The organism is Parvularcula lutaonensis, assembly GCF_014651915.1.
GTDB classification, from domain to species: domain Bacteria; phylum Pseudomonadota; class Alphaproteobacteria; order Caulobacterales; family Parvularculaceae; genus Parvularcula; species Parvularcula lutaonensis.
In genome coordinates this window covers 639,749-661,961 of the sequence record NZ_BMXU01000001.1, presented here as the reverse complement: position 1 = coordinate 661,961, position 22,213 = coordinate 639,749, and the positions used below count along the sequence as shown (strand labels likewise).

The following is a 22,213-nucleotide window of genomic DNA, read 5'->3' as shown; positions in this document are numbered from 1 at the left end:
GTCTCAGAGCCCCGTCGTCACGTCGATGCTGTGACCGTCTTCGAGGGTGACCATCGCTTTCTTCACGTCCGAACGCGTGTACGGACGACCACGGAAGCGCTTGGCCTTACCCTTGTTGATCAGCGTGTTCACGGCCTTCACCTTGACGTCGAAAAGAGCTTCGACGGCTTCAGCGATCTCAGGCTTCGTCGCCTTCAGCGGCACCTTGAACACGTACTGGTTATGCTCGGCACCGATCGTCGCCTTCTCGGTGATCACCGGAGACGTGATGGTGTCGTAATGCTTCGCAGTCGCTTCGGTCATGCGAGCCTCTCTTCCAGGCCCTCGACCGCAGCCTTGGTCAGGACCAGCTTTTCGTGCTTGAGGATGTCGTAGACATTCGCGCCGGCGACCGGGAGAATGTTGACGCCCTCGATGTTACGGGCAGCCTTCGAGAAGTTCTCGTCGAACGTGCCATCCATGATGAGCGCGTTCTTGAGTCCGTGGGACTTCAGCTTGCCCGCAAGCGCCGAGGTTTTCGGCGTGTCGAGCTTGGCTTCGTCAATGACGATCAGCTCACCAGCGCCCTGCTTGGCAGAAAGGGCGTGACGCAGGGCGAGCTTGCGGACCTTCTTGGGAAGATCGATCGCGTGGCTGCGGACGCGGGGGCCGTGAGCCTTGCCGCCACCGCGGAACTGCGGAGCCTTCTTGTTGCCGTGGCGAGCACCGCCGGAGCCCTTCTGGCGGACGATTTTTTTCGTCGAGCCAGCGACTTCGCCGCGCTCTTTCGTTTTGTGCGTGCCTTGCTGGCGCTTGGCAAGCTGCCAAACGACGTACCGGTGCAGGAGGTCCTTGCGCGGCTCAGCAATGCCGAAGATTTCGTCCTTCAGCTGAGCATCGCCGGACTTGTCCGCGCCGAGAGTGATGACGTCGACTTTCATCAGCTCTTGTCTCCTTCGTCAGCGGCAGGAGCAGCAGCGTCACCGCCCTGCTCCTCCGCATTGGCTTCCTTCGCTTCGCCGCCGTCCTCAGGGACCGGAGCGTCATAAGCGCCGACGGGCGTCTTCTCGCCGGCCTCGGCCAGCAGAGATTCCTCTTCGGGAGCTTCGACCTCTTCGTTGGGAGCGGCGAACGCGCCCGGACGCGGAGCGTCTTCGGGCAGAGGTTTCTTGATGGCATCCTTGATCAGGACCCACGACCCGGCAGAACCCGGAACCGCGCCCTTGATCATGACCAGGCCGCGAGCCACGTCAGTCTTGACGACTTCGAGGTTTTGGGTGGTCACGCGGACGTCACCCATGTGGCCGGCCATCTTCTTGCCTTTGAAAACCTTGCCCGGATCCTGACACTGGCCGGTAGAGCCGTGCGAACGGTGCGAGATCGACACGCCGTGCGAGGCGCGGAGGCCGCCAAAATTGTGGCGCTTCATGCCGCCGGCAAAGCCCTTACCGATCGAGGTGCCGACAACGTCGACACGCTGACCAGCGACGAAGTGGTCAGCGGTCATGGTCGACCCCACTTCGATCATGGCATCTTCAGGAACGCGGAACTCGGCGAGCTTGCGCTTCGGCTCGACCTTCGCCTTGGCAAAGTGACCGCGCATCGGCTTCGAAACGCGCTTCAGCTTGGCGGTGCCTGCGCCGAGCTGGAGGGCGGTGTATCCGTCCTTCTCAGCGGTGCGATGGCTGACAACCTGGCAGTTCTCGAGGCTGACGACCGTGACCGGCACGTGGGTGCCTTCCGCAGTGTAGAGGCGCGTCATCCCCAGTTTCTTGCCGATCAGACCGGTGCGCACCTGGTGTTGGGCAGGCAGCGGTTGCGGCCGGTGCTGGGTCTTGCGCATTTGCTGACGTTCCGTAACGGACATCGCTTACGCTCCCAGCTTGATCTCAACGTCGACGCCAGCGGACAGGTCCAGCTTCATCAGGGCGTCGATGGTTTGCGGGGTCGGCTCCACGATATCGAGAACACGCTTGTGCGTACGCATCTCGAACTGCTCGCGCGACTTCTTGTTGACGTGCGGCGAGCGAAGGACAGTGTACCGATCAATATGGGTGGGGAGAGGGATCGGGCCACGGACCTGGGCGCCGGTGCGCTTCGCCGTGTTGACGATCTCCTTGGCGGAAGTGTCGAGCACGCGGTGGTCGAACGCCTTCAGCCGGATGCGGATATTCTGTTGCAATGTCCTAGTCCTTACGACTGGGCTCGTGATGGCGGGCCGAGCGCCTCAGAGGAGCTGAAAAAAGTGATCGGCGGGCTGCCGCACTAATGCAGCAGCCCGCCGAAGAAAAGGCCTATTTTACTCGATGATCGAGGAAACGATCCCGGCGCCGACGGTGCGGCCACCTTCACGGATAGCGAAGCGGAGCTTCTCTTCCATGGCGATCGGAACGATCAGTTCGACGTTCAGCTTCACGTTGTCGCCCGGCATGACCATCTCGGTGCCTTCCGGCAGCGTGCAGATGCCGGTCACGTCGGTGGTGCGGAAGTAGAACTGCGGGCGGTAGTTGTTGAAGAACGGCGTGTGACGGCCACCCTCTTCCTTGGTGAGGATGTAGGCCTCAGCAACGAATTTGGTGTGCGGGGTCACAGAACCCGGCTTGCAGAGAACCTGGCCGCGCTCAACGCCATCACGGTCTACACCGCGGAGGAGAACACCGACATTGTCGCCGGCTTCACCGCGATCGAGCAGTTTGCGGAACATCTCGACGCCCGTACAGGTCGTCTTGGTGGTCGGGCGGATGCCGACGATTTCGAGTTCATCACCAACAGTGACGACACCACGCTCGACACGACCGGTGACCACCGTACCACGGCCCGAGATTGAAAAGACGTCTTCGATCGGCATCAGGAAGGGTTGGTCGATCGGACGTTCCGGGGTCGGAATGTACTCGTCAACAGCAGCCATCAGCTCGCGGATCTTGTTCTCACCGATTTCCGGGTCGCGGCCCTCGAGCGCAGCCAGAGCCGAGCCTGCGATGATCGGAATATCGTCGCCCGGGAAGTCATAAGAGCTGAGAAGCTCGCGCACTTCCATTTCGACGAGCTCCAGGAGCTCCGGGTCATCGACCTGGTCGACCTTGTTCAGGAACACGACGATCGCAGGGACACCGACCTGACGGGCGAGCAGGATGTGCTCACGGGTCTGCGGCATCGGGCCGTCGGCAGCGTTCACGACAAGGATCGCGCCGTCCATCTGGGCAGCACCGGTGATCATGTTCTTGACGTAGTCGGCGTGACCCGGGCAGTCGACGTGAGCGTAGTGCCGGTTTTCGGTCTCGTATTCGACGTGTGCGGTCGAAATCGTGATGCCGCGCTCACGCTCTTCCGGCGCACCGTCGATCTCGTCGTACGCGCGGAAATCACCGAAATACTTGGTGATCGCTGCGGTCAGCGTGGTCTTGCCGTGGTCGACGTGACCGATCGTGCCAATATTGACGTGCGGTTTCGTCCGTTCAAACTTTTCCTTGGCCATAATCCTATCTCCGTATTCTGACCGTGTTACCCGGCGAGTTTCGCCTTGACTTCATCCGCGACCGCGTTGGGAACGCGCTCGTAGTGATCGAATTGCATGGTGTACTGAGCACGACCCTGGGTGGCCGAACGCAGGTTGTTCACGTAGCCAAACATGTTGGCAAGCGGCACCATCGCGTTGACGACGGTTGCGTTGCCGCGGACCTCCTGGCCCTGGATCTGGCCACGACGCGAGTTGAGGTCGCCGATGACGGTTCCGGTGTATTCGTCCGGGGTCACGACTTCGACCTTCATGACCGGCTCGAGAAGAGCGAGGCCAAGCTGGTCCTTGTATTCCTTCATGGCGCCACGAGCAGCGATCTCGAAGGCAAGGACCGACGAGTCGACGTCGTGGAAGGCACCGTCATAGAGATCGACTTCGAAGTCGAGGATCGGGAAGCCCACGAGAAGACCCGCTTCCTGAACCGAACGAAGACCCTTCTCGACACCCGGAATGTATTCCTTCGGAATGGCACCACCGACGATCGAGTTCTTGAAGACAAAACCGGACCCCGGCTCGCCTGGCTGGATGCGGAACTTCACGCGCGCGAACTGACCCGTACCACCCGACTGCTTCTTGTGGGTGTAGTCGATGTCGGCAGCCTTGGTGATGGTCTCACGGTAGGCAACCTGCGGAGCACCGACATTGGCTTCGACCTTGAACTCACGCTTCATCCGGTCGACGAGGATGTCGAGGTGAAGCTCGCCCATGCCCGCGATGATCGTCTGGCCGCTTTCTTCATCCGTGTGCACACGGAAGGACGGATCCTCCGCCGCGAGACGGTTGAGCGCGATGCCCATCTTCTCCTGGTCAGCCTTGGTCTTCGGCTCGACAGCGAGCGAGATCACCGGCTCCGGGAACTCCATACGCTCGAGGATCACCGGCTTGTTCGGAACGCAGAGCGTATCGCCCGTTGTCGTGTCTTTCAGGCCCGCGATCGCGACGATGTCACCGGCGTATGCGCTCTTGATCTCTTCCTGCTGGTTGGAGTGCATCAGCAGCATGCGGCCGACGCGCTCCTTCTTGCCCTTGACGGTGTTGAGCACCGAAGCGCCCTGCTCCAAGGTGCCGGAGTAGATGCGGCAGAAGGTCAGCGTACCGACAAACGGGTCATTCATGATCTTGAAGGCAAGCATCGAAAGCGGCTCGTCGTCAGAAGACAGACGCGTCACTTCCTTGCCCGTGTCAGGCTCGATACCCTTGATCGGCGGGACGTCGACCGGCGAAGGCAGGAAGTCGATCACCGCGTCGAGAAGCGGCTGCACGCCCTTGTTCTTGAACGCCGTACCAAGCAGCACCGGGTGGAATTCGACGTTGATCGTGCCCTTGCGGATCAGCTCACGGATCTTCTCGTTCGAAGGCTCGTTGCCCTCGAGATAGGCTTCCATCGCCTCTTCATCGAGCTCGACGATCGTTTCGATCATCTTCTCGCGGTACTCCGCCGCCTTTTCCTTCAGGTCGTCCGGAATCTCCACGCGATCGAAACTCGCGCCGAGGGTTTCCTCGTTCCAGACGATCGCGTCCATCTCGATGAGATCGACGACGCCCTTGAAGTCGCTCTCTTCACCGATGGGCAACTGGAGAACGACGGTCTTGCAGCCGAGACGCTCGTGGATGGAGTCAACGGACGTGTAGAAGTTCGCGCCGAGCTTATCCATCTTGTTGATGAAGAACATCCGCGGCACGCGGTACTTGTCGCCCTGGCGCCAGACGGTTTCCGTCTGGGGCTCGACACCGGCGTTACCGTCGAGAAGAGCGATGGCACCATCGAGCACGCGCAGCGAACGCTCGACCTCGATGGTGAAGTCGACGTGGCCCGGAGTGTCAATGATGTTGAAGCGGCGCTTCTTGCCGTCGCGGCCGGTCCAGAAGGTGGTCGTCGCAGCCGAGGTAATGGTGATACCCCGCTCCTGCTCCTGCTCCATCCAGTCCATGGTCGCGGCGCCGTCATGGACTTCGCCGATCTTGTAGGACTTGCCGGTGTAGTAGAGGATACGCTCGGTCGTCGTGGTCTTGCCCGCATCAATGTGGGCCATGATCCCGAAGTTCCGATAGTCCTCGATAGGGTATTCGCGTGTCATGTCTCGTGATCCTTGCCGAGCCTAAGGGTCTCAGCGCGCCTCTCGCCCGGAACCGACGGAAAAATCAACCGTCGCCGAGCCTTGTCTTTTTGTTACCGTAACCGGGACTTCGTAGCTCTCGCCACAGACCGAGTAGGTCCAGAACTCGCGGCGGCGGGTCTGGTCCGAGGCAAGCTCTCCCCCGACGACACCGCGGAACACCGGCTCCTGGAAACAGGCGTTGCCCTTGTTGTCGCCCTCGAAACCGGCTGCCGCCGCAAGACGTGCCCGCCGCTCGATCTCACCAGCGGTAACAGCGTCGGCCAGCGTGCGGACAGACTGGCCACCGACGGTTACGGTGTTCAGCGTCGCGCGCGGCGTGGCGTTGGCGCGCTGGACCTCCGGCTCCTCAGGAACCGTGGTCGAGCAGGCAGCAATCGCAAGGGACGCAACTGCGAGGATGGAGAGAAGCTTGTTCATCAAACCTGCTCCGGACTACCAGCGATAGTGCGAGAACGCGCGGTTGGCTTCCGCCATCTTGTGCGTATCCTCGCGTTTCTTGACGGCCGCGCCGCGGTTTTGCGCCGCGTCCATGAGCTCACCCGACAGGCGCTCGATCATGGTGGTTTCGTTGCGCTTGCGAGCTGCACCGATGATCCAGCGCATGGCCAAGGCCTGCTTGCGGTCCGGGCGAACCTCGACGGGGACCTGGTACGTCGCACCGCCCACGCGGCGCGAACGGACCTCAACAGCAGGCACCACGTTTTCCATGGCTTCGCGGAAGGTCTCGACCGGCGGGCGGCGGAGCTTCTCTTCCATGCGCTCGAATGCGCCGTATACGATCTTCTCGGCGGCAGATTTCTTGCCGTCGAGCATCACGTAATTCATGAACTTCGAAACCTGGACGTCGTGAAATTTCGGGTCCGGGTTGATGTGCCGTTTCTCGGCGCGTCTTCTGCGGGACATGCTCGCCTACCCTATTACTTGGGACGCTTGGCGCCGTATTTCGAACGGCGCTGCTTGCGGTCTTTGACGCCTTGGGTGTCGAGGACACCGCGAAGGATGTGATAGCGGACACCCGGAAGGTCCTTCACGCGGCCACCACGGATGAGAACCACCGAGTGCTCCTGAAGGTTGTGACCCTCACCGGGGATGTAGCTGATGACCTCGTAACCGTTGGTCAGGCGCACCTTGGCGACCTTCCGAAGCGCGGAGTTCGGCTTCTTCGGGGTCGTGGTGTAGACACGGGTGCACACGCCGCGTTTCTGCGGGTTACCCTGCAGGTGCGGAACCTTGTTGATCTTCCGCTTCGGCTTCCGCGGCTTGCGGATCAGCTGCTGAATCGTCGGCATTAGAGCCCTTTTCGTTCCAAAATCTCGTGACCAGGATCGCCAGACAGAAATGCCAAAAAGAGTGCCGCGCAAAGGAAAACCCGCGCGGTAACAATGACCTGCCTTGACGATGTGCCTAGGGTTGTTTCGGCGAACCGACAGCGCCCTATCTGGCGTCTGGTGCCGCTAGCGGGTCATAGGCGAGACGTCAAGCAGGATAGAGGCGGCTTTCCACAAGCAATCCGTCAGGTTCTCGCAGACCAGCGTCGACTACTTCAGATGCGCAGCGTCGATGACCCGCATCTCACGGCGGGCCTTGGCCTCAAGGCCCTTCAGCCCAAGCTTGCGGCCCGCCACGTCAGCGAGCGTGAGGCCGAGACCATAGCGGTCAAGCCGCCATTTGAAGATGCCAGCAATCTTGAGCGCTCGAAGCTCGAGGGAACGGATCGCGCTGGGTGATTCGGCGGGAGACAGGTTGTAGCCATAATCCTCCGGCAGCCAGGCTAGCCGGGCATTGATCTCCCGGATCTCCCTTTCGCTCAGTTTCCTGCGGAAAGCTTCGTGCTCCCGCGGCTTGGGGGCTGCGTAGGTGGTGTTATCCCCCGGCGCCAGCACGGCCTTGTCGAAGGGCAGGCCCGCCGCATCAAGCACACGGGAAAGCTCGCCCCTTGGATCTCGGACCAGGTCTTCGTAGCGGATGAAGGCGCGCCGCTCTTCAGGAATGTGGTCCTTCGCACGGAGCCAGTCGCGTTCGGCCTGCATCCAGACGTCGAGCCCGAAATAGGGGATGCCACCCCATCCCATCGGAACGGCCGACAGCGCGACATCGCGAGGATCACGCTGCAGCCTGATGAAGAACGCGTTGGGCAGCATCCGAGCAGCGATATCGAAGTGGCGATGCAGTGTGATCAGGAGATGATCGCGCCCGATGCGGTGCTGGGCGATGAGATCATTGAGCATATCGACATAGCGCTCGCCGGTCGGCGGCCTGAACCCCAGGCATCGCGCGGGTCGGCGGTCGACCGACCGGTGGCGGAACCACTCGATCCTCTCGGGCGTCGCCTCGTTGTCGATGGGGGCGCCATCGAACAGGAAATCACTCTCGCCCAGTCCCTCGACCAGCGGGTGACGGCCGAGCATGAGCCTGAGCATCGTCGTCCCCGCACGGAGGGAGCCGCAGAGCACGATATGCGGTCGCTCTCTCGGCGTCGGTGCGCGGGTCTCGATGTCGTCCGTCGAAAGCTGCGTGCTCACCCTTTGTACTCCACGATACGGCGTTCTCCCTTGGCCGTTTCGACCAGAGCACGAATGATGCCGCGAACCTCTGCAACATTCGTGAGCATCATGAATGCCGCATATTTTCCGGGGTTCCGGTAGCGCGCACCGACGCGACGGGTCACCCGCCACCATTTGAGAATGCCGAATGCGATCAAGCCGAAGGCGACGACACGGGGCCCGAAGACAAGCGTCAGGAAAACGAGAAGAGGATAAAGGCCGCCCCAAACAAGGGCCCTGATCACCTCGCGGACATTATACCCATCACGGCCGTGTTTGAGCATTCCGAGGGTGTAGGCGTAGCCTGACCGAACCGCCCGCTTCCACCACGCGCCAAAGCTCTCGATTGCCGCGTCATGCAAGGTCATGTCGGCATCGAGCCGCTCGATCTCGTAGCCCAGCCTGCGCAGGCGGAGGCAGAGTTCCGGCTCCTCCCCCGCCATCATCATGGGATCGAACAGCCCGGCCTTCGTGAGTGCCTCGACCCGGTAGATCGCATCGCCACCGATCGCGTCGGCGCGGCCAATCGGGGTGTCCCATTCATAGGCACACAGCTCGTTGTACCAGCTTTTTCCGGGATAGCGCTCTCGCCGCAGCCCTGCGACGGCGGCGAGCTTTTCGTTGGCGCGCAGGGCAGCAAGCCCGGTTTCAAGCCAGCCGTCGAGGAGCTCGCAGTCGCCGTCGATGAACTGGACATAGGACGTGTCCGGATGCAGCTGCACCAACCGCTCGGAGCCCTCGTTCCGCGCGCGCGCAGCGGAGAATGGTCTGTCCGTCGACAAACGAACCACTTCCGCCCCCTGCGCCTCCGCCCATTCGGGCGAGCCGTCGGTGGAGCCCGAGTCGACATAGACGACGGGGACGCCATTGGGCAGCGATCCGAAGCAGGTCTTCAGCCGCTCTCCTTCGTTCCGTCCGATGACGACGATGCCGAGGTCGTCGAGCATGATCCGTGGTCCCTGGCCCTGCTGCCTTCATCCCAACCAGACCTGACGCAGGCAGCGTCAGTCGGCCCCTGGAACGGGATTCGCCCCGAGACGTTCGGGATGGCGGAATCCTAGCAGCTCTGTCTAAACAAAAAGGCGGGCCGTAGCCCGCCTTCCTGAATTCTTACTCGGCCGCGGCCGTGTCGCCGCCACTCTCGAAGACCTGGTCGGGTGCCGGGAGGGCCGCCGCTTCGCGGACTTCGCGCTCTTCGATGAGCTTTTCGTCGCGCTTGTCGGCTTCGAGCTGGTGCTTGGCCATCTGGCCACCGGTGCCGGCCGGAATGAGGCGGCCGACAATGACGTTCTCCTTGAGGCCTTCCAGGGTGTCGACCTTGCCCTGAACCGCTGCCTCGGTGAGGACCCTGGTGGTCTCCTGGAAGGAGGCCGCCGAGATGAAGCTGCGGGTCTGGAGCGACGCCTTGGTGATGCCGAGGAGGACAGGATCGCCCGTTGCCGGGGTCTGGCCATTCTCCTTGAGCTGGGCGTTGACCTCGTCGAACTCGACCTTGTCGACCTGCTCGTCCTTGAGGAACGGGCTGTCGCCCGGATCGCGGACTTCGACCTTCTGGAGCATTTGCCGGACGATCACTTCGATGTGCTTGTCGTTGATCGGCACGCCCTGCAGGCGGTAAACCTCCTGAATCTCGTTGATGAGATAATCAGCAAGCGCCTCGATGCCGAGCACGTCGAGGATGTCGTGGGGCGCCGGGTTGCCGTCGAGGATGTACTCGCCCTTGGCGATGAAGTCGCCTTCCTGAACCGCAAGGTGCTTGCCTTTCGGGACGAGATACTCGCGGGGTTCCGCACCCTCCTCGGTCGGAATGATCGAGATCCGGCGCTTGTTCTTGTAGTCGCGACCGAATTCGACGCGGCCGTCGATCTCCGCGATGATCGCGTGGTCCTTCGGGCGACGCGCCTCGAAGAGCTCGGCGACACGGGGCAGACCACCGGTGATGTCCCGGGTCTTTGCGCCCTCGGTCGGGATACGCGCGAGCACGTCACCCGGCCCGACTTTCGCTCCGTCTTCGACCGAGAGAATGGCCTCGACCGGCAGGAGCACGCGAGCTTCCTGGCCGTTCTCCAGCTTCACCGGCTCGCCCTCGTCATCGACGATCAGCATGGCCGGACGCAGGTCCGCACCGCGCGGGTTCGAACGCCAGTCGGTGACCACGCGGCTCGCAAGACCCGTGTCCTCGTCAGCAACGAGTTGGACACTGACGGACTCGACAAGGTCCTCGTATTTCACCTTGCCCGCAGCCTCGGTCATGATCGGCAGCGTGTAGGGATCCCAGTCGGCGAGGCGCTGGCCGCGCTCGACCTTGTCGCCGTCATCGACGCGCAGCTTCGTGCCATACGTCACCTTGAAGGAAGCGAGATCCTCGCCCTCCTTGCCGACGATCTTGATGAGCGTGTTCCGGCCCATGACGACGAGGTCGCCGGCAGAGTCCTTCACGACATTGCGGTTTTCGAGGCGAATGGTGCCTTCATGGCTGGCTTCGATCAGCGAGACGTCGCCAACCTGTGCGGTACCACCGACGTGGAAGGTCCGCATGGTCAGCTGCGTGCCCGGCTCACCGATCGACTGGGCCGCAATGACGCCGACGGCTTCACCGACGTTCACCGGCTCGCCGCGCGCAAGGTCACGGCCGTAGCAGGTGGCGCAGACACCGATCGGGGTTTCGCAGGTCAGCGGCGAGCGGACCTTCACCTTCTGGATGCCCGCCAATTCGATCGCTTCGGCCTGGTTCTCGTCGAGCTGGGTGCCCGCCGGGATCATGACTTCACCGGAGTCCGGATCGACGGCATCATTCAGTAGGGTCCGGCCGAGCAGGCGCTCGGACAGGCTGAGAACAATCTCGCCGCTATCGACAATGGCTTCCAGCGTGATGCCGGTTTCGGTGCCGCAATCCTCTTCCTTGACAATGCAATCCTGCGCGACGTCGACGAGGCGACGGGTGAGGTATCCCGAGTTCGCCGTCTTGAGCGCGGTGTCCGCAAGACCCTTCCGCGCGCCGTGGGTCGAGTTGAAGTACTCGAGCACCGTCAGGCCTTCCTTGAAGTTCGAGACGATCGGAGTCTCGATGATCTCACCGGAAGGCTTGGCCATCAGGCCGCGCATGGCGGCGAGCTGGCGCATCTGGGTGGGTGAACCACGGGCGCCGGAATGCGACATCATAAAGACCGAGTTCGGCTCGAGCTGCCGCCCGGTTTCGGGATCGAACTTCGTCGTGGAGATCTCTTTCATCATCTCCTCGGCGACACGGTCCGTACACTTCGCCCAGGCGTCGACGACCTTGTTGTACTTCTCGCCGCGCGTGATGAGGCCGTCCGCATACTGCTGCTCGTACTCGGAAACGAGCTGGCGCGTCTCCTCGACGATCGCAGCCTTCGTTTCCGGAATGACCATGTCGTCCTTGCCGAAGGAGATACCGGCCTTGCAGGCTTCCTTGAAGCCAAGGTCCATGATCTGGTCGGCGAAAATGACGGTCTTCTTCTGGCCGCAGTGGCGGTAGACGGTGTCGATCAGGCCCTGGATCGTCTTCTTGGTCAGCAGCTTGTTGATGACCTCAAACGGGACATTGTTGTCCTTCGGCAGGACCGAGGCGACCTTCATCCGGCCGGCCGTGGTGTCGACGAGCTCCATCGTCTCGTTGCCTTCGGCATCGACAGAGCGCCAGACGGCCTTGATCTTGGTGTGGAGAGTGACGACGCCAGCCTGCAGGGCGTGCTCGATCTCGTTGATGTCCGAGAACACCATGCCCTCGCCCGGCTCACCCTCTTTTTCGAGCGTGATGTAGTAGAGGCCGAGGACAATGTCCTGCGACGGCACGATGATCGGCTTGCCGTTCGCGGGGCTGAGGATGTTGTTGGTCGACATCATCAGCACACGGGCTTCGAGCTGTGCCTCGAGCGACAGCGGCACGTGCACGGCCATCTGGTCGCCGTCGAAGTCGGCATTGAAGGCCGTACAGACGAGCGGGTGCAGGTTGATGGCCTTGCCTTCGATGAGCTTCGGCTCGAATGCCTGGATACCGAGGCGGTGGAGCGTCGGCGCGCGGTTCAGCATCACCGGGTGCTCACGGATCACCTCGTCGAGGATGTCCCAGACCTCCGGACGCTCTTTCTCCACAAGCTTCTTCGCCTGTTTCACCGTGGCGGAGAGGCCCATCGCGTCAAGCCGCGAATAGATGAACGGCTTGAAGAGCTCGAGCGCCATCTTCTTCGGTAGTCCGCACTCGTGCAATTTGAGTTCGGGCCCGACCACGATGACCGAACGGCCCGAATAGTCGACGCGCTTGCCGAGAAGGTTCTGGCGGAAGCGGCCCTGCTTGCCCTTGAGCATGTCCGACAGCGACTTCAGCGGGCGCTTGTTCGTACCCGTGATGACGCGGCCGCGGCGGCCATTGTCGAACAGCGCATCGACGGCTTCCTGCAGCATCCGCTTTTCGTTGCGGACGATGATGTCAGGCGCGCGCAGCTCGATGAGGCGCTTGAGGCGGTTGTTCCGGTTGATGACCCGCCGATAGAGATCGTTGAGGTCCGACGTCGCGAAGCGGCCACCATCGAGCGGCACGAGCGGACGCAGCTCCGGCGGGATGACCGGAATGACCGTCATGATCATCCATTCGGGCTTGTTGCCCGAGGCCATGAAGTTCTCGATCAGCTTGAGGCGCTTGGCGAGTTTTTTCGGCTTCAGCTCGGAGGTCGACTCGGCGATCTCGACACGGAGCTGTTCGGCGATCGCCTCTAGATCCATGTTGGCGAGGATCTCGCGGATGGCCTCGGCACCGATACCGGCCGTGAACTGGTCTTCGCCGTACTGCTCCTGGGCCTCGATATACTCTTCTTCGGTGAGCAGCTGCAGCGGCTCCAGCGGCGTGATGCCCGGCTCGATGACGATGTACTGCTCGAAATAGAGGACCCGCTCGACATCCTTGAGGGTCATGTCGAGGAACATCGCGATCCGGGACGGAAGCGATTTCAGGAACCAGATGTGCGCGACCGGCGCGGCGAGCTCGATGTGGCCCATCCGCTCACGGCGCACCTTCGACAGGGTGACTTCGACGCCGCACTTCTCGCAGACGACACCCTTGTACTTCATGCGCTTGTACTTGCCGCAAAGGCACTCATAGTCCTTCACGGGACCGAAGATCCGCGCACAGAAGAGGCCGTCACGCTCCGGCTTGAACGTCCGGTAGTTGATGGTCTCCGGCTTTTTGATCTCGCCGTAGGACCACGACAGGATCTTCTCCGGCGAAGCCAGAGAGATGCGGATCTGGTTGAACGTCTGCGGCTGGGCCAGCGGATTGAAGACGTTTGCGAGTTCCTGAGACATAGGGTCTCTCCTCTCAAAATCGGTGCGGGTCATCCCCGCGAAAACTCTGTGGCCGGAGGGCTCGCCCTCCGGCCAGAACGCTTATCGGTTCTGAAGCTCGACGTTCAGGCCGAGCGAACGCATCTCTTTGACGAGAACGTTGAAGCTCTCCGGGATCCCGGCTTCGAAGCTGTCGTCGCCGCGGACGATCGCTTCGTAGACCTTGGTCCGGCCCGCGACGTCGTCCGACTTCACGGTGAGCATTTCCTGGAGGGTGTAGGCCGCACCGTAAGCTTCGAGGGCCCAGACCTCCATCTCGCCGAAGCGCTGACCGCCGAACTGCGCCTTGCCGCCCAACGGCTGCTGGGTGACGAGCGAGTACGGGCCGATCGAACGGGCGTGGATCTTGTCGTCGACAAGGTGATGCAGCTTGAGGAGGTACTTGTACCCCACGGTCACCGGGCGGGCGAAGGCTTCACCCGTGCGGCCATCCTGCAGCGTCACTTGGCCGGTCTCGGAGATCCCTGCCTTCTTCAGCATTTCGACGATCTCCGCCTCGCGGGCACCATCGAAGACAGGGGTGCTGATCGGCACGCCCTTGAAGAGGTTCTTGCCGAGCTCCTTCAGGTCTTCATCCGATTTCGGAAGCTCCTGGTCCGGACCGTAGACGTCCTTCAGCTTCTCGACGAACTCCTTCTTGCCGCTTTCACCGCGCTCCCACGCTTCCCAGGCTTCCTGGATGTCACGGCCAAGACCGCGGCAGGCAAAGCCGAGGTGGGTTTCGAGGATCTGGCCGACATTCATCCGCGAAGGAACGCCGAGCGGGTTGAGCACGATGTCGACCGGCGTACCGTCCTCGAGGAACGGCATATCTTCCATCGGCGCGATCTTCGAGATGACACCCTTGTTGCCGTGACGGCCGGCCATCTTGTCGCCCGGCTGGAGCTTGCGCTTCACAGCGACGAAGACCTTGACCATCTTCATGACGCCCGGCGGCAGCTCGTCGCCACGCTGGAGTTTCTCAACCTTGTCCTTGAAGCGGTCTTCGAGGCGCTCGCGGCTCTCCTCGTACTGCTTCTTCAGGCCCTCGATCTCGCCCATCTTGGCATCGTCGGCGATGGCGATCTTCCACCACAGCCCACGCTGGGTTTCCTTCAGGCTCTCGCGGGTGATCTTACCCTTCGGGAAGCCCTTCGGACCCGAGACGGCTTCCTCGCCGAGGAGCATCTCCTCGAGGCGGCCAAAGATGTTGCGGTCGAGGATCGCCTGCTCGTCGTCACGGTCGAGGGCGAGACGTTCGATCTCGTCACGCTCGATCTGCTGGGCCCGCTCGTCCTTCTCGACGCCGTGGCGGTTGAAGACGCGGACCTCGACCACCGTGCCGGAAACACCAGGAGGCAGCTTGAGCGAAGTGTCGCGAACGTCCGCCGCCTTCTCGCCAAAGATGGCCCGAAGGAGTTTCTCCTCCGGGGTCATCGGACTCTCGCCCTTCGGCGTGATCTTGCCGACAAGAATGTCGCCCGGATGCACTTCGGCACCGATCGCCACGATCCCGGCTTCGTCGAGGTTGCGCAGGGCTTCCTCCGACACGTTGGGGATATCGCGCGTGATTTCTTCAGGCCCAAGCTTCGTGTCACGAGCAGCGACTTCGAATTCCTCGAGGTGGATCGAGGTGAAGACGTCATCGCGCACGATCCGCTCACTGATGAGGATCGAGTCTTCGAAGTTGTAGCCGTTCCAGGGCATGAACGCGACGAGCACGTTCTTGCCGAGCGCCAGCTCGCCGAGATCCGTGGACGGGCCGTCAGCGATGATGTCACCGGCCTCGACCTCGTCACCGATCTTCACCAGCGGGCGCTGGTTGATACATGTGTTCTGGTTCGAGCGCTGGAACTTGCGCAGGTTGTAGATATCGACGCCTGGCTTGGAGGTGTCCTGCTCTTTCGTCGCGCGAATAACGATACGCTGGGCATCGACCTGCTCGACAAAGCCTGCGCGGCGGGCAGCCATGGCAGCCCCTGAATCCCGCGCCACGACGCTTTCCATGCCGGTACCGACATAAGGCGCTTCGGCCTGGATCAGCGGCACGGCCTGGCGTTGCATGTTCGAACCCATGAGCGCGCGGTTCGCGTCGTCGTTCTCGAGGAACGGGATGAGCGCTGCGGCCACGGAGACGAGCTGCTTGGGCGAGACGTCGATGAAGGCGATCTCTTCCCGAGGGATCAGCGTCGCTTCACCCCGGTAGCGGGCGTTGACGAACTCGTTCGCGAACGAGCCGTCTTCGTTCAGCTCGGCATTCGCCTGGGCAATTGCGTGCCGCTGCTCCTCCATGGCGGACAGGTAGACGACCTCGCCGGTCACCTTGCCATCGACGACGCGCCGATACGGGCTCTCGATGAAGCCGTACTTGTTGACCTGCGCGTGGGTCGCCAGGGAGTTGATGAGACCGATGTTCGGGCCTTCCGGCGTCTCGATCGGACAGATCCGGCCATAGTGGGTCGGGTGAACGTCACGGACTTCGAAACCGGCACGCTCGCGGGTCAGGCCACCCGGCCCAAGCGCCGACAGACGGCGCTTGTGGGTGATCTCGGACAGCGGGTTGGTCTGGTCCATGAACTGGCTGAGCTGCGACGAGCCGAAGAACTCGCGAACCGCGGCGGCAGCCGGCTTCGCGTTGATGAGGTCGTTCGGCATGATGTTGTCGATTTCGACGGAGCTCATCCGCTCCTTGATCGCCCGCTCCATGCGCAGCAGGCCGATGCGGTACTGGTTCTCCATCAGCTCGCCAACCGAACGCACGCGGCGGTTGCCGAGGTTGTCGATGTCGTCGATCTCGCCGCGGCCGTCGCGCAGGTCGTTCAGCGTCTTGAGGACCGCGATGATGTCTTCCTTGCGGAGGGTGCGCATCTCGTCGGTGACTTCGTTGTTGTCGAAGCCGAGGCGCATGTTCATCTTCACCCGGCCGACAGCCGAGAGGTCGTAGCGCTCTTCATCGAAGAAGAGACCGGAGAACAGGGCTTCCGCAGTATCGAGCGTCGGCGGCTCGCCGGGACGCATGACGCGGTAGATGTCGATCAGCGCGGTCTCGCGGCCGTTGTTCTTGTCGGCGGCGAGGGTGTTGCGCATGTAGGCGCCGATATTGACGTGGTCGATGTCGAGGGTCTCGAACTCGTCGATGCCGACTTCCTCGAGACGCTCGAGCGCCTCTTCCGTCACTTCGTCGCCAGCCTCGGCATAGAGCTCACCCGTTTCGCGGTTGACGAGGTCGCGCGCGAAATAGCGGCCCAGCATCTGCTCGCGGGTCAGGAAGAAGTTCTTCGTGCCGGCTTCTTCGAGCTGCTTGATCGTGCGGGCCGTGACCTTCTTGCCAGCGGGAACGGCAACTTCGCCGGTCTCGGCATCAACGAGGTCACGCTCGGGTTTGGAGCCCTGCAGGCGCTCCTTGTCGATCGGCATGGTGAAACCATGCCCCTGCCGCGTGTGCTTCACCCGGTCGTAGAAGATCTCGAGGATGTCTTCCTGGTCGAGGCCGAGGGCGTAGAGAAGCGTCGTCGCCGGAAGCTTGCGGCGACGGTCGATACGGACGTTGACGATGTCCTTGGGGTCGAACTCGAAATCGAGCCACGAGCCGCGATAGGGAATGATTCGCGCTGCGAAGAGCAACTTGCCCGAAGAGTGGGTCTTGCCCTTGTCGTGGTCGAAAAAGACGCCCGGCGAACGATGCATCTGGCTGACAATGACGCGCTCGGTGCCGTTGATGATGAAAGTACCGTTGTCCGTCATGAGCGGCAGTTCGCCCATGTAGACTTCCTGCTCCTTGATGTCCTTCACGGACTTCGCGCCGGTATCTTCGTCGACCTCGAACACGGCGAGCTGGAGCTTGACCTTCAGCGGCGCCGAATAGGTCATGTCGCGCTGCATGCACTCTTCGGTGTCGAATTTAGGGTCTTCGAATTCGTAGGAGACGTATTGAAGATAGGCGGTCTCGGTGAAGTCCGAGATCGGGAAGACCGATTTGAAAACGGCCTCGAGCCCGTCGCGCTTGCGCTGTTCCGGCGCAACATAGCGCTGGAGGAAAGCCTCGTAGGATTCGCGCTGAACCTGGATCAGGTTCGGCATCGTGACCGCATCACCGATGCGACCGAAGCCCTTGCGGATGCGTTTCTTTTCGACAAAGCTCTGAGCCATAAACCGCCCTTAACTGACCCCGGTGGGCCTTTGTTCCTGCGGGCGCCCGGCGGGGCACCCAGAATTTCCGAACGCCCGAGACTTCAGGCGCTCCAAGTCGCGTCCGGCGGAACGCGACGGCGAGTGAAAGCGCCAATACCCCGCGCCCATCGGGCGAGCGGGGTATGAAGCGCTCGAAAAAATCAGTTGTTTACAACGAAGTTCGTTTGCACGTGCACAGCCAGTTCCGGGAAGGCCGCCGACCCCGGAAACGCGCGCGTTAATGCAAAGCTAAGTGATTGACAAGCGCTTTTTTCGCCACGCCCTGTTCATCACCGCTCGCGATCAGCATCGCTCGACGAACCAGGGAGACACCCGCCCGGGCGCGAGGCAAGGACCATCGCCCATGGCCGTGACACGCCCAACCGGCGCCGCGGCTACGCGTGGGCGTGCGGGCTGCCCAGTGCCCCTTCGACGCTGCCTGAGCGCCTCGACCCCGCGACAGCCTCGACGCTAACGAGGCGGGAACAAGAAGGAGGCGCAACCATGCTCATCACCATGCTGACCGCTTCGGCCGCGGCGATCGCCCTGCAGGCCTCGCAATCCGAGCAAGACTGGGAATTTCCCGAGGACATCCCCTCGCCTGCACCGGCAAGCGTCGGTCTTGCTGGCGCCGAACCGCCGAACGTTGTCCGCTTTTTCAAGGTCACCGGCGCTTCGGGCGGAACGATCAGCCCCGACGGCGAGACGGTCCTGTTCACCAGCTCCATCACGGGCGAGCCGCAGGTCTTCGCCGTTCCCGATGAAGGCGGCCAGCCGAAACAGCTGACCTTTGGCACAGGTGTTTCGGGCTTTGGCTTCGCCCCTGACGGCAGGATCAGGATTGCCGCTGACACGGACGGGAACGAGCGGGTGGGATATACCCTCCTCACCGTGGACGGCCACCACGAGGAGAGGCTGCTCGATGCCTCCGAGGCGTTCAACAGCTTTGGTGACTTCGACGATGATGGCGACCGCTTCGTGTTCGCGACCACACGCCGGAACGGCACGGACTTCGACATTTATCTCAGCGACGACGACGGCGTGCGCGAGGTCTATGAAGGCCGGTTCGGTTTCTTCCCGCAGGCATGGCGTCCGGGCACCGACGAAGTGATCGTGACGGAGACCCGCGGCGAGGATGGCAACGTCCTCCACTTGCTGGACGTCAGCACCGGAGAGCTCACGACGCTCCTCAATCCCGAGGATATCTCGAACTACCAGAGCTTCGTCTTCAAGCCCGATGGGTCGGGCTTCTGGATGGCGACGAACCACGGGCGCGAATTCCAGGCCCTCGCCTTCTTCGATCTCGAAGCCTTCGAGGAAACCGGCGACGCCAACGCAGCTCTCTCCTTCCTTCACGAGCATGACGACCGGGATATCGAGGATGTCGAACTCGCCGGGGGCCGCTACCTCGTCTGGACCGAGAATGAGGACGGCTATTCGGGCATCGGTGCCTTTGATGTCACCCGGAACAACCGCCGGGTATTCCTCCCCGAACTGCCGCGAGGAATCTACAGCCTCGACGGCGCGAAGGACGCGGCCAAGCTGGCTGTGACCCTGCGCGGACCGACAACGCCCGGCACGGTGGGCCTCCTCGACCTCACCAAGCGCCGCCCGCGCTTCGATATCCTGGCGGAACCGCAGGATGGCGGCCTCGACCTGGCATCTTTCCAGGCCCCAAAGCCTGTCCGTTTCGAGGCCCGTGACGGAGTGGAACTGCAGGGGCTTCTCTATCGTCCTGATACGGAAGGCAATGCGCCGGTGGTGATTATGGTCCATGGCGGCCCCACGGCGCAGGCCCGTCCCACCTTCGAACCGCTGGCGCAGTACCTGACCACCCGCGGCATCGCCGTGCTCGACCTTAACTTCCGCGGCTCGACGGGCTTCGGGAAGAGCTTTGCAAGGATGGACAACGGACGGAACCGGACCAAGGCCGTTGACGATGTCGCCGATGCCGTGGCGTGGCTGAAGCAGGCGGACGGCCTTGATGGAGAGCGCGTGGCAATCATGGGCGGGTCCTATGGCGGCTACCTCACCAACGCAGCGGTTGGCGCGTATCCTGATCTCTTCAAGGCGGGCGTTTCGCTCGTGGGCGTCTCTGACTGGGTCCGCGCGCTGGAGGAGGCATCGCCCTATCTCAAGGCATCGGACGTCATCGAATATGGCGACATCACAGACCCCGAGGAACGGGCTTTCTTCGCCTCGATCTCACCCATCAACAATGTCGACAGGATCAAGGCCGCGATGCTCTTCAGCCACGGCGCGAATGATCCCCGCGACCCGGTCTCCGAAAGCGACCGCATGGTGAAGGCCCTTCGGGAGCGCGGGGTCGAGGTGAAGTACCTGCGCTGGCCCGATGAAGGGCACTCCGTCAGGAAACTGAACAACCGCGTCCATCTGTACCAGGAAATCACGAAGTTCCTGGAAGACCATCTCGGAACGGACTAAAAGTGTTGGCCGTCAGCTCCCAAAGCGGGCGGCCTCCTCGCAGGCCGGGGTGAAACGGCGATCGCCGCAGAAATCCGGCCAGCGCCCGGTCTCTATGTAGCTCTCGATCAGGCCAGTGCGCTGGAGAGCACCCCAGAACCTCTCGTCATTCCGGAACGGGTCGAAGGCAGGCGCGAACAGCGCCCGCCTTGCGTCGGGTGTTGTTCCCGACCCCACACGGGTCAGCTCCTGCGCCGCAAAGACGTTTTCGCCAAGTGCCAGGAAGAGCCGCGCTCGTGTCACTGGATCGACGCCGATACAGGCGCGGTCGAGACGAACACTCGCAAGGTCGTCCGCCTGCTTGGCGCGGGCAGTCTCGAGAAACAGGTCGATGCAGGCGGTACCAGAACCGCCGACGCCAATGAAGGCTTTCGCTCCCTGCTCTTCCCAGAGAGCCGCAGCTGTCGGGAGATCGCCTCGGTAAAGCGCAAGATCGAAACCGCTTGACGCCAGCCAATCCGCCTCCGGATCGAACCGCTCCCCCGCCTCCTGGAACGCCTGGGCCCGTTCCCAGTTCCCGTCCTGCGTCTCGGCCAGCACGCTCAGCCTGTAAGCACCTGCATGGGCAGGATCGGTGTTCCTGATCGCGGTGGCCAGCGCCTCGGCCTCGGCGTGCCTTCCCACGCTGAGGAACTGCTCGGCGAGGAGGCTCCGCGCGAGATTGCGCATCGGCCCGTGGTCGAGCGCTGCAACCCGCAGCTTCTCTTCCCGCTCGGAGAGCGAAAGCGCTCCTGGGGCGGATGTCATCACTTCGGCCAGCGCGATCGCCGGGGCGTCCTTTTCGATCGCCATGCTGAAGGCATTGTCGAGAGCGTCCAGCGCATCTTCGGGAATGCGGTCCGCACGGCCTGTGTTCTGCTGCGCCCAAAGCACCTGCGCGACGGCCTGCGCAGCCCAGACCGAAGCATTGTCCGAAGCGATACCGAGGAGATCGTTCATCGCCTCGATATGCGCGGCGGTGCCCGGTGCATCCCGCGAGGCGCTGCAATAGCGCATGGCGATCGGCAGAAAGGCTGCGTTCATGTCGTAGACGTCAAAGCCTTTGATCGCACAGCCAAGGGCGTGACCCACCGATCCGAGGACGTCGTCGCGGATGGATGAGCCTTCGTCGTCATGACGCTTGAGCTGGGCCGCCCAGAGGACCGATCCCGTCGCTTGGGAGACAAGCTGGACGGAGACGACAAAAATGTCCCCGCCCTGATGATCCACCGAACCTGACAGCAACAGCCCTGCCCGCTCCGGATCCGTGCGGACATCGAGTGTATTGGCCATCAGGACCGCGGGAAGTCTTTCCGCCAGCGACGCGGCGAGTTCGGAAGAACGCTCGCTGGACGCCTCGCCGGTGAAGCTCGCGACAGCGATGCCCCCGCTCGCCATCATGTCCCGCTTCTTCGCCATCTCCACCATGGTGACCAACACGATCGCCATGATCGCCAGCGCGGCAAGACCGGCGACGCTATAGACGACACTCGATGTTACGTGGGCCACGGCCCCGCTCAGTCCGGAACGCCGGAACACTGACGGCCCTGCATGTTCCGGTTGCCGAACCTCACCGGCTCCGGGCTCGCTTCGACCCTCCGCGGCTTTCGCAGCAGGCTGTGTCTCGACCCGAGGCGCCTGCTCGGCATCCCCCACCGGCGCCACGAGGCGATAGCCCCGCTTTGGCACGGTCTCGATATAGGTGGCCCCCTCATCGGCTTTGAATGCCTTGCGCAGGAGCGATACTGCGCGAGTCAGGCTCTCATCGGAACCGATGCGGGTGCCCCAGACATCGTCGAGCAGCGTGCCGCGAGAAAGGGTCTGGCCGGGTTCCCTCGCAAACCGGGCGAGTAGATCGGCAACCTTGGGCTCAAGGGTTTGCTCGGCCTCGCCGCGCGTGAGCAGGTTCCGGCTGCGATCGAAGAGGAACTCACCGATCTGGACCAGTTTCTGGCGGGCATTCTCCGGCACGTCGTGTTCCTTCCCTTGCGATCCTGCCCCATGACTCCCCGTCGAGATGAGATCGTTTGCGACGATCTTCCACCCGTGAGGCCCTGAAATCGCCGGATGGCGGCCTGATG

General features: G+C 62.5%; 15 protein-coding genes. 1 reads left to right on the top strand and 14 read right to left on the bottom strand.

Features of this window, described 5'->3' with window-relative positions; translation table 11 throughout:
• Window positions 1-3: 3 nt before the first annotated feature.
• From IE053_RS03060 to rpoB, 13 genes are all read right to left on the bottom strand, one after another.
• On the bottom strand, window positions 4-303 hold the full coding sequence (locus tag IE053_RS03060) for a 50S ribosomal protein L23 (protein WP_189571559.1): 300 nt from the start codon (window positions 301-303) through the stop codon (window positions 4-6).
• Window positions 300-920: a 50S ribosomal protein L4 gene (gene rplD / locus IE053_RS03055; RefSeq protein WP_189571556.1), complete on the bottom strand. Its 621-nt coding sequence runs from the start codon at window positions 918-920 to the stop codon at window positions 300-302. Before rplD ends, IE053_RS03060 begins: the two co-directional genes overlap by 4 nt.
• Window positions 920-1,822, bottom strand: coding sequence for a 50S ribosomal protein L3 (gene rplC / locus IE053_RS03050; RefSeq protein ID WP_189574675.1), 903 nt, complete (start codon window positions 1,820-1,822; stop codon window positions 920-922). Before rplC ends, rplD begins: the two co-directional genes overlap by 1 nt.
• 27 nt (window positions 1,823-1,849) lie before the next feature.
• Window positions 1,850-2,161, bottom strand: coding sequence for a 30S ribosomal protein S10 (gene rpsJ, locus IE053_RS03045; protein ID WP_189571553.1), 312 nt, complete (start codon window positions 2,159-2,161; stop codon window positions 1,850-1,852).
• A 117-nt stretch (window positions 2,162-2,278) separates the two neighbouring features.
• A complete protein-coding gene (tuf, locus tag IE053_RS03040) occupies window positions 2,279-3,454 on the bottom strand; it encodes an elongation factor Tu (protein ID WP_189571550.1) in 1,176 nt (391 codons plus the stop codon).
• Window positions 3,455-3,480: 26 nt separating this feature from the next.
• Window positions 3,481-5,574 carry an elongation factor G gene (gene fusA, locus IE053_RS03035; RefSeq protein ID WP_189571547.1) on the bottom strand — a complete coding sequence of 698 codons (2,094 nt, stop codon included), beginning with the start codon at window positions 5,572-5,574 and terminating at the stop codon, window positions 3,481-3,483.
• A 30-nt stretch (window positions 5,575-5,604) separates the two neighbouring features.
• On the bottom strand, window positions 5,605-6,033 hold the full coding sequence (locus IE053_RS03030) for a hypothetical protein (RefSeq protein WP_189571544.1): 429 nt from the start codon (window positions 6,031-6,033) through the stop codon (window positions 5,605-5,607).
• Window positions 6,034-6,048: 15 nt separating this feature from the next.
• On the bottom strand, window positions 6,049-6,519 hold the full coding sequence (gene rpsG / locus IE053_RS03025) for a 30S ribosomal protein S7 (RefSeq protein WP_189571540.1): 471 nt from the start codon (window positions 6,517-6,519) through the stop codon (window positions 6,049-6,051).
• Window positions 6,520-6,533: 14 nt separating this feature from the next.
• Window positions 6,534-6,905 carry a 30S ribosomal protein S12 gene (gene rpsL, locus IE053_RS03020; protein ID WP_183817093.1) on the bottom strand — a complete coding sequence of 124 codons (372 nt, stop codon included), beginning with the start codon at window positions 6,903-6,905 and terminating at the stop codon, window positions 6,534-6,536.
• A 249-nt stretch (window positions 6,906-7,154) separates the two neighbouring features.
• A complete protein-coding gene (locus tag IE053_RS03015) occupies window positions 7,155-8,138 on the bottom strand; it encodes a sulfotransferase family protein (protein WP_189571537.1) in 984 nt (327 codons plus the stop codon).
• A complete protein-coding gene (locus tag IE053_RS03010; protein ID WP_189571534.1) occupies window positions 8,135-9,106 on the bottom strand; it encodes a glycosyltransferase family 2 protein in 972 nt (323 codons plus the stop codon). The genes IE053_RS03015 and IE053_RS03010 overlap by 4 nt, the downstream gene beginning before the upstream one ends.
• Before the next feature lie 163 nt (window positions 9,107-9,269).
• Complete coding sequence (gene rpoC / locus IE053_RS03005; protein ID WP_189571531.1) at window positions 9,270-13,481, bottom strand: DNA-directed RNA polymerase subunit beta'; 4,212 nt, start codon at window positions 13,479-13,481, stop codon at window positions 9,270-9,272.
• A gap of 81 nt (window positions 13,482-13,562) precedes the next feature.
• Window positions 13,563-17,648, bottom strand: a complete 4,086-nt coding sequence (rpoB, locus tag IE053_RS03000) for a DNA-directed RNA polymerase subunit beta (protein ID WP_189571528.1) — start codon at window positions 17,646-17,648, stop codon at window positions 13,563-13,565.
• Between the two features lie 525 nt (window positions 17,649-18,173).
• Here rpoB and IE053_RS02995 point away from each other — a divergent pair.
• Entirely contained in the window at window positions 18,174-20,114 is a 1,941-nt protein-coding gene (locus IE053_RS02995) for a S9 family peptidase (RefSeq protein ID WP_189571525.1), read from the top strand.
• A 12-nt stretch (window positions 20,115-20,126) separates the two neighbouring features.
• On the opposite strand, the gene IE053_RS02990 is transcribed toward IE053_RS02995, so the two are convergent.
• Window positions 20,127-22,103, bottom strand: a complete 1,977-nt coding sequence (locus IE053_RS02990) for a winged helix-turn-helix domain-containing protein (protein WP_189571523.1) — start codon at window positions 22,101-22,103, stop codon at window positions 20,127-20,129.
• Between the last annotated feature and the right edge of the window lie 110 nt (window positions 22,104-22,213).

Coding starts and splice junctions, on each gene's coding strand:
- IE053_RS03060 (WP_189571559.1), bottom strand. CDS start 303: ATGACCGAAGCGACTGCGAAGCATTACGACACCATCACGTCTCCGGTG.
- rplD (WP_189571556.1), bottom strand. CDS start 920: ATGAAAGTCGACGTCATCACTCTCGGCGCGGACAAGTCCGGCGATGCT.
- rplC (WP_189574675.1), bottom strand. CDS start 1,822: ATGCGCAAGACCCAGCACCGGCCGCAACCGCTGCCTGCCCAACACCAG.
- tuf (WP_189571550.1), bottom strand. CDS start 3,454: ATGGCCAAGGAAAAGTTTGAACGGACGAAACCGCACGTCAATATTGGC.
- fusA (WP_189571547.1), bottom strand. CDS start 5,574: ATGACACGCGAATACCCTATCGAGGACTATCGGAACTTCGGGATCATG.
- IE053_RS03030 (WP_189571544.1), bottom strand. CDS start 6,033: ATGAACAAGCTTCTCTCCATCCTCGCAGTTGCGTCCCTTGCGATTGCT.
- rpsG (WP_189571540.1), bottom strand. CDS start 6,519: ATGTCCCGCAGAAGACGCGCCGAGAAACGGCACATCAACCCGGACCCG.
- rpsL (WP_183817093.1), bottom strand. CDS start 6,905: ATGCCGACGATTCAGCAGCTGATCCGCAAGCCGCGGAAGCCGAAGCGG.
- IE053_RS03010 (WP_189571534.1), bottom strand. CDS start 9,106: ATGCTCGACGACCTCGGCATCGTCGTCATCGGACGGAACGAAGGAGAG.
- rpoC (WP_189571531.1), bottom strand. CDS start 13,481: ATGTCTCAGGAACTCGCAAACGTCTTCAATCCGCTGGCCCAGCCGCAG.
- rpoB (WP_189571528.1), bottom strand. CDS start 17,648: ATGGCTCAGAGCTTTGTCGAAAAGAAACGCATCCGCAAGGGCTTCGGT.
- IE053_RS02995 (WP_189571525.1), top strand. CDS start 18,174: ATGCTCATCACCATGCTGACCGCTTCGGCCGCGGCGATCGCCCTGCAG.